Source organism: Methylophaga muralis (assembly GCF_001720165.1).
GTDB lineage: Bacteria > Pseudomonadota > Gammaproteobacteria > Nitrosococcales > Methylophagaceae > Methylophaga > Methylophaga muralis.
The window spans coordinates 70,043-77,942 of record NZ_MCRI01000010.1 but is presented as its reverse complement, the minus strand read 5'-3'; the positions used below and the strand labels follow the sequence as shown (position 1 = coordinate 77,942).

Here is a 7,900-nt window from a genome sequence, read left to right as displayed (position 1 = left end):
GACGTCTTGAATATCATCGGTAATCCTATTGGCTATGATTAACGAGGATAGCCGTTTAAATTCTGCCAAATCGTTTACAACTTTAGAACGATAAAACTCAGCTTCTTCTAGAACCGGTTCATAAACAATAACCTCAATACCTTTGGCTTTAATACGTTTCATGATTCCTTGAATTGCCGAAGCTCTGAAGTTGTCTGATCCCTGTTTCATAACCAGGCGGTAAATACCAACGACTGCAGGATTTTTCTTGATTACCTGATTCGCAATAAAATCTTTACGGGTACTGTTGGCATCCACAATAGCCCGAATCAGGCTGTTTGGAACGGTGTCATAGTTGGCCAGTAATTGTTTGGTATCTTTTGGCAGGCAATAACCACCATAACCAAACGATGGATTATTGTAATGATCGCCAATACGAGGGTCCAAACCAACGCCTTCAATGATTTGCCGACTATTCAGATTATGGGTTTCAGCATAACTATCGAGTTCATTAAAGTAGGCAACCCGCATGGCCAGATAGGTATTTGAAAATAATTTAATCGCTTCAGCTTCAGTGGGATCAGTAAATAACACCGGTACATCTTTCTTTACTGCACCCTCAAGCAATAAATCGGCAAATAATTGGGCGCGCTCGCTTTGTTCGCCAACAACAATGCGTGAGGGATAAAGATTGTCATACAACGCTTTACCTTCACGTAAAAATTCTGGCGAAAAGAAAATATTTTCGGTATTAAATTTGGCTTTAACAGAACTGGTATAGCAACGGGAATAGTCGATTTAATGACCATCACTGCTGTTGGGTTTATTGCTAATACATCTTGAATAACCGCTTCAACTGAATTGGTATTGAAGGTATTGGTGACAGAATCATAATCTGTTGGCGTGGCAATAATGACAAAATCAGCGTTTTCATAGGCACTGTTTTTATCAGTAGTGGCTGTTAAATTTAATGGCTTATTGGCGAGAAAATCTTCAATCTCTCTATCCACGATTGGAGATTTTTTAGCATTAATCAGATCAACCTTCTCAGGAACGATATCCAGAGCGGTAACTTTGTGATGTTGTGCCAATAAAACAGCAAGAGACAATCCAACATAACCTGTTCCAGCAACTGCAATATTGAGTGTTTTTTCCATAATCCGTCTCTAAATAAAAGGTTAATAAAATAGGGTCACTTTGTTTACTGGTTCACGACAACCTTCTGGCTCAGCCAATCTTCAATTCCACATTGGGGCATAAAGCCATCTACATATTTACCAAGAATAGTCCTCAGTTTCTCATAATCAGAAACACTCACAGCATGTTGCAGATCCGTCAATATGAGTTGTAGATCTTGCCATGGAATAACATTTTCTTCTGCCCGCATAATTTTTTGATGTGCCGTTTGACTGACATTTTCACCAATTAACAGCTCTTCAAATAATTTTTCACCGGGACGCAGACCAGTAAACGTTATTTCGATATCGCCATCCGGATTTTCACTGTTTTTTACAGTAAAGCCACTGAGATGAATCATCCGCTTTGCTAAATCGACAATTTTTACTGCCGAGCCCATATCCAGCACAAATACATCACCACCTTGACCCATAGCGCCTGCCTGAATAACCAGTTCAGCAGCTTCGGGTATGGTCATGAAATATCGAATGATTTGGGGATCAGTAACAGTAACAGGGCCACCTTTGGCTATCTGTTCACGAAATAACGGCACGACCGATCCGGAGGATCCTAAGACATTGCCAAATCTTACCATGGTGAAGCGTGTTACTGAGCTTTGTGCTAAAGCCTGCAAAACAAGCTCTGCCATGCGTTTGCTGGCTCCCATAGTATTGGTCGGTCGAACGGCTTTGTCAGTCGAAACCAATACAAATGTTTCAACCTTAGCGGCAATGGCTGCTTGAGCACAATGTAATGTACCAAATACATTGTTACGAATACCCTCACCCACATTCTTTTCAACCATCGGTACATGTTTATATGCTGCCGCATGATAGATAGTTTGTACCGAAAAATGCTGACAGATTGATGTCAATCGAGCGCGATCGACCACAGACCCCAATAAAGCGATTACTTCTACCTGTTTTTCCAGATGGCTTAACTCTTGTTCGATTTGATATAAAGCAAATTCACTGATTTCGAAAAGTAATAATCGGCTTGGGTTAAGCTTGATGATCTGTCTTGACAATTCAGAGCCAATCGATCCACCCGCGCCAGTTACCATCACACATTTTTGGCTGATATTCGCTGACAACAAACTTGGGTCTGCAGCTACAGCTTCTCTGCCCAGTAAATCAGCTATATCAACTTCCTGGATATCCGACACTTCCAGTTTGCCTTCAGCAATATCGGTTAAATCCGGTAACGTGCGAATATGAACCGGGAATTCTTCCAGCGAAAGCAGAATCTCACTACGTCGGCTTCTAGAAGCTGAAGGGATTGCCAACAACACATCCCGCACATGAAATTTATCGATCAATTTCACCAGATCACGAGGACGGTATACATTCAAACCATTTATCTGTTGACGGTAAAGCGTTGGCTCATCGTCAATAAATGCAACTGGGCGTAATTGTCGTCCCATTTTTAATAATGCTGACAGTTGAGCTCCTGCTCGCCCTGCGCCATAAATCAATACCGGTGGAATGTAACGTTTGTTATCCAAATCAACTAAGTTTTTTTGCGTACTGCTGATAAATAACCAACGAGCATAAAGACGCAAACCACCAATACTGATAAATAATAATATAGCGTTGATGATATAAATTGTTCTTGGAACTAGTCCGGAATAGGGTCCTGACAACACAACGACTGTCGCGAATATTAAAGTAAAAAGACTGATGGCTTTAAAAATTGTCCACAGCGCATCGAGTCCAATATAACGAACAATTGCCCGATATAAGCCCAGCTTAATAAATATTGGGATAGCAATGAGTGGCGCTAACAAAAATAACCACCACTGCGTTTGTGGCGGAATATAAAAGGTACTTAAACGCAGCGAAAATGCCGACCACAACACTAGCATCACCACAACATAATCAATAAGTACACTGAGAATTCGTTTAGTCGCGCGTGGACGATGTAAAAACCACCGCATTAATTTGTTATACGTGGTTTGAATCACTGACTTTCCTCAATACGGCAAGTTGTCATAAATCCGTGTTGACTGTTTATGACTGCATAACCCATTGTAAACTTTGCTGCCAGTCGGGTAACTGCAGCCCAAAATGCTGCTGTAATTTTGAGTTATCCATAAGAGAATTTAAAGGACGTTTGGCAGGAGTAGGATAATCTGTGGTTGGAATACCATTCACCTTGGGTACTCGTCGTCCATCTTTTTCTGCTAACTTAAATATCGCTTCGGCAAAGCCTTTCCAGCTTGTTTGACCAGTTGCACTCAAATGGTAAATACCGCTATTTCTTTTCCAGAAAGACTCGTCTTTATTTACCTGTGCTAAGGCTTGCGCTGTCACATCAGCTATATGCCGGCTCCAGGTAGGAGTACCAAGCTGATCATCAACAATGTTTAATTGGTCACGTTCTTCAGCCAATCTCAGCATGGTGTTCAGAAAGTTGTGACCACGCCGGTCATACACCCAACTGGTCCGGAAAATCAGATGATCACACTCGCTTTCGAGGATAGCTTGCTCACCTTCTAATTTAGTTAAGCCATAATGGCTTAACGGTCCAGTCACATCCGTTTCTATCCATGGCGAATTTTTACTGCCATCAAATACATAGTCAGTAGAATAATGCACCAGCGGGATAGCTAATTTTTTGGCTTGTTCTGCAAATATCGCAGGTGCAATGGTATTAATTTGTCTGGCTAATTCGGTTTCTTGTTCAGCTTTATCAACCGCCGTGTAGGCAGCAGCATTTACAATCAGATCCGGCTTTACGTCATTAGTCAAAGAGCGGATTGCTGAAATATCCGACAAATCCAGATCCAGGCGAGTTGTGCTGTGCAACTGTCCAAGGCAGGCAAGGCTTCGCTGTAATTGAAAACCGACCTGCCCTTGGGCACCTATCAATAATATCTTCACTTAAAACGTCTCGGCCAGTTTAAAAGCTGTGCCTTGCTGATCCTTCGCGGATAAAACTGGCGTTAAATCAGCTAACGGCCAGTTAATAGCCAAATAGGTATCATCCCAGGCGACTGTTCGTTCATATTCTGGTGCGTAATAATCAGTAGTTTTATAAAGAAAATCAGCGCTATCGGTTAATACTAGAAAACCATGGGCAAAACCAGCTGGAACCCAAAACTGCTCCTGCCTTCTGCGGTTAAGACCGCCCCGGCCCATTGACCATAGGTTGATGAATCACGACGCATATCGACGGCCACATCAAACACTTTTCCTGCCGTAACCCGAACAAGCTTGCCTTGGGGTTGTTTGATTTGATAATGCAAACCGCGTAATACACCTTTAGCTGAGCGAGAGTGATTATCTTGAACAAACTCAATATCTAAGCCGAGCAAGTCTTGGAAAGTTTTTTTGTTATAACTTTCCAGAAAAAACCACGTTCATCACCAAATTTTTTGGGAGTCAGTAATTTAACATCAGGAATATTGGTATCAGTAACTAACATCAATAAATAGTCTCGTTGATGATGTTTAACAGGTATTTTCCATAACCACTTTTTAATAATGGCTGGGCTAATGCTTCAAGTTGCTCAGCGTTAATATACCCCATGCGATAGGCGATTTCCTCTGGACACATGACTTTTAAACCCTGGCGTTGCTCAAGCGTTTGAATAAACATTGAGGCATCAAGCAAGGAATCATGGGTTCCGGTATCAAGCCAGGCCATGCCTCGGCCCATCACCTGGACATTAAGCTTACCGTTATCCAGATAGGCTTGATTGACATCAGTAATTTCAAGTTCGCCGCGAGCGGAAGGTTTAAGATTGCGGGCAATTTCAACGACCTGATTATCATAAAAATACAAGCCAGTAATCGCGTAACGTGATTTGGGTTTTAACGGTTTTTCTTCAATGCTAAGCGCTTTACCATTTTCATCAAACGCGACAACACCATAACGTTCTGGATCACTGACAGGGTAAGCAAAAACTGTCGCACCGTCTTTATTATTATCGGCATCTCGCATCATATCGGCCAAATCATGGCCGTAATAGACATTATCGCCCAGTACCAAAGCACAATCATCATCACCAATAAAATCAGCGCCAAGCGTAAATGCCTGAGCAATACCTTCCGGTTTGTCCTGAACAATATACTGCAGATTCAAACCCCATTTAGTGCCATCACCTAGCAATTGCTCAAGGCGTGGTGTGTCTTGTGGAGTCGAAATAATGCAGATGTCTCGCATGCCCGCCAGCATCATGGTGGCTAAAGGATAATAAATCATCGGTTTGTCATAAACCGGTAGCAGTTGTTTACAGATTGATTGGGTTACTGGATATAAACGGGTGCCGCTTCCACCAGCTAATACAATTCCTTTGCGACTCATTTACTTTCTCCCAAACCAAGTCTTTGTTGCTGATAACTGCCATCCATGACGTTTTCACACCATTGACGGTTATCCAGATACCACTGAACGGTTTTTCGTAAACCTGTTGCAAATGTTTCCTGTGGCTTCCAGCCTAACTCACTTTCGATTTTACTGGCATCAATGGCATAACGCGCATCATGCCCAGGTCGATCCGTCACAAATTCAATTAAATTTTTATGCGGACGATGCGGCGATTCAGGTAATAACTCATCTAGTATTTCACAAATCAGTTGTACGACATCAAGGTTAGTATGTTCATTAAAGCCACCAATATTGTAGCTTTCACATAATTTGCCTTCGGCAAGCACCAGCCTTAATGCTCTGGCGTGATCGTCGACATATAACCAATCACGAATATTTTCACCTTTGCCATAAATTGGTAGCGGTTTACCCGCCAAAGCGTTATTGATAACTACAGGAATCAGTTTTTCCGGGAATTGGTAAGGACCATAGTTATTAGAACAATTGGTCATTAATACCGGCAAACCATAGGTATGGTGCCAGGCGCGAACCAGATGGTCACTGCCCGCTTTAGTAGCAGAGTAAGGGGAATTCGGTTGATAAGGCGTGGTTTCAGTGAAAAGCCCCGTTTCACCTAATGTGCCATACACTTCATCGGTAGAAATATGGTGGAAACGGAAATTGTCAGCATCATCTGCAGATAACGTTTTCCAATACTTTCTAGCAGACTCGAGCAAAACATAAGTGCCAACAACGTTGGTTTGCACAAAGTCTGCTGGACCATCAATAGAACGATCAACATGCGATTCAGCGGCCAAATGCATAATGGCACTCGGTTGATATTGGCTGAATATCCGAGCCATAGCTTCGGCGTCACAGATATCCGCGTGCTCAAAATGATAATTTGGCGAAGCATCAATCGCGGTCAGAGATTCAAGATTCCCAGCGTAAGTTAATTTGTCAATGTTAATAACCGTGAAGTCGGTTTCAGTAATCAATTGACGAATCAATGCAGAGCCGATAAAACCGGCGCCGCCAGTTACGAGCAGGGTATTTTTATTCACGTTGCTGAGTTCACTATTAAGTTTGGGAAATTCAGATATGCCATCCTTGGTCCGGTGAAAGTTAGCACCGACAAGGGCTAAAAATCAACTTTTAAAGTTTGCACACAACGTTGGGGATATAGGGAAAGATGGTACGCCCGGCAGGACTCGAACCTGCTACCCTCGGCTTAGAAGGCCGATGCTCTATCCAGATGAGCTACGGGCGCATTAATAACTAAGTGAGGCTGAAGCAGTCAAAAAGTGGTCGGGGCAGAGAGATTCGAACTCCCGACCCTCTGGTCCCAAACCAGATGCGCTACCAGACTGCGCTATGCCCCGACTTTTCCAAGGACAGACATCCTCGAAGAAGGCGAAATAATACGCTTATGCCGATAGCGAGTCAACAGCACATTTATATTTTTTGCCGTGGTTGGCGCAACGTGCGATCATAGTCGCTTTTGAAAGGCCGGAACCAACAGAATGACTGCTCAAATCATTGACGGAAAGACTATCGCTGCCGAGCTGAAACAGAAAATCAAAGCAGCTACCCAAATGCGCCTCGCTACTGGCAAACGCTGTCCTGGGCTTGCTGTGATATTGATTGGTGATAACCCTGCTTCACAAGTTTATGTCGGTAGTAAACGTCGCAGCTGTGAAGAAGTAGGTTTCAAATCCGAATCCTTTGATTTACCAGAGTCAGCCAGTGAACAGGAATTACTGGATCTGATTACCCAACTTAATCACGACGATGAAATTGATGGCATTCTGGTGCAGCTACCTTTACCTGCACATTTCAATACCGATGTGGTGATTGAACATATTGCACCACATAAGGATGTGGATGGCTTTCATCCCTATAATATCGGCCGTTTAGCTCAACGTAATCCCCAATTACGTCCTTGCACCCCCAAAGGTGTGATTACCATGATGCAAACGACTGGTATCGAGTTGAAGGGCAAGGAAGCGGTGGTAGTTGGCGCATCTAACATAGTTGGTCGCCCAATGGCACTGGAATTATTGCTGGCAGGATGCACCACAACGGTTTGTCATCGTATGACTAAAGATCTGGAATCTCATGTTCGTCGAGCGGAAATTTTAGTGGTTGCTGTAGGCAAGCCAAACTTTATTCCTGGTGATTGGATCCGTGATGGCGCAATCGTAATTGATGTCGGTATTAACCGTTTAGCGGATGGTAAATTAACTGGTGATGTGGAATTTGATAAAGCCAGCGAAAAGGCAGCCTGGATTACACCTGTTCCAGGTGGTGTCGGTCCGATGACTGTGGCTACATTGCTTGAAAACACGTTATTTGCTGCCGATCAGTTGCATCAATAACAGCTAAGGCCTGTCCTTATGCCCCTCCAACTAGGAGGGGCAGCCTTTAAACTTCAG

The 7,900-nt window shown here is 43.1% G+C and carries 5 protein-coding genes, 2 tRNA genes and 2 pseudogenes; 1 reads left to right on the top strand and 8 read right to left on the bottom strand.

Going from position 1 to position 7,900, the window contains the following annotated elements; all coding sequences use genetic code 11:
• The 8 genes and pseudogenes from A9E74_RS06310 to A9E74_RS06275 form a co-directional block, all read right to left on the bottom strand.
• A pseudogene (locus A9E74_RS06310) lies at positions 1-1,136 on the bottom strand (nucleotide sugar dehydrogenase); the annotation flags it as partial.
• A 44-nt stretch (positions 1,137-1,180) separates the two neighbouring features.
• Positions 1,181-3,118, bottom strand: coding sequence for a polysaccharide biosynthesis protein (locus A9E74_RS06305; protein WP_245652079.1), 1,938 nt, complete (start codon positions 3,116-3,118; stop codon positions 1,181-1,183).
• Between the two features lie 46 nt (positions 3,119-3,164).
• A complete protein-coding gene (gene rfbD, locus A9E74_RS06300) occupies positions 3,165-4,037 on the bottom strand; it encodes a dTDP-4-dehydrorhamnose reductase (protein WP_069295793.1) in 873 nt (290 codons plus the stop codon).
• Positions 4,038-4,471, bottom strand: a pseudogene (gene rfbC / locus A9E74_RS06295) (dTDP-4-dehydrorhamnose 3,5-epimerase).
• Between the two features lie 109 nt (positions 4,472-4,580).
• A complete protein-coding gene (rfbA, locus tag A9E74_RS06290; protein WP_069295792.1) occupies positions 4,581-5,462 on the bottom strand; it encodes a glucose-1-phosphate thymidylyltransferase RfbA in 882 nt (293 codons plus the stop codon).
• Entirely contained in the window at positions 5,459-6,529 is a 1,071-nt protein-coding gene (gene rfbB / locus A9E74_RS06285) for a dTDP-glucose 4,6-dehydratase (protein WP_069295791.1), read from the bottom strand. Before rfbB ends, rfbA begins: the two co-directional genes overlap by 4 nt.
• Positions 6,530-6,658: 129 nt before the next feature.
• Positions 6,659-6,735: transfer RNA gene (locus A9E74_RS06280), tRNA-Arg, on the bottom strand.
• 35 nt (positions 6,736-6,770) lie between these two features.
• Positions 6,771-6,847: transfer RNA gene (locus tag A9E74_RS06275), tRNA-Pro, on the bottom strand.
• Positions 6,848-6,988: 141 nt separating this feature from the next.
• On the opposite strand from A9E74_RS06275, the gene folD reads away from it, so the two are divergent.
• Positions 6,989-7,843 carry a bifunctional methylenetetrahydrofolate dehydrogenase/methenyltetrahydrofolate cyclohydrolase FolD gene (folD, locus tag A9E74_RS06270; RefSeq protein ID WP_069295790.1) on the top strand — a complete coding sequence of 285 codons (855 nt, stop codon included), beginning with the start codon at positions 6,989-6,991 and terminating at the stop codon, positions 7,841-7,843.
• Positions 7,844-7,900 lie beyond the last annotated feature (57 nt).

Excerpts from the sequence above, each read along its gene's own strand:
- rfbA (WP_069295792.1), bottom strand. The coding sequence starts at position 5,462 with ATGAGTCGCAAAGGAATTGTATTAGCTGGTGGAAGCGGCACCCGTTTA.
- folD (WP_069295790.1), top strand. The coding sequence starts at position 6,989 with ATGACTGCTCAAATCATTGACGGAAAGACTATCGCTGCCGAGCTGAAA.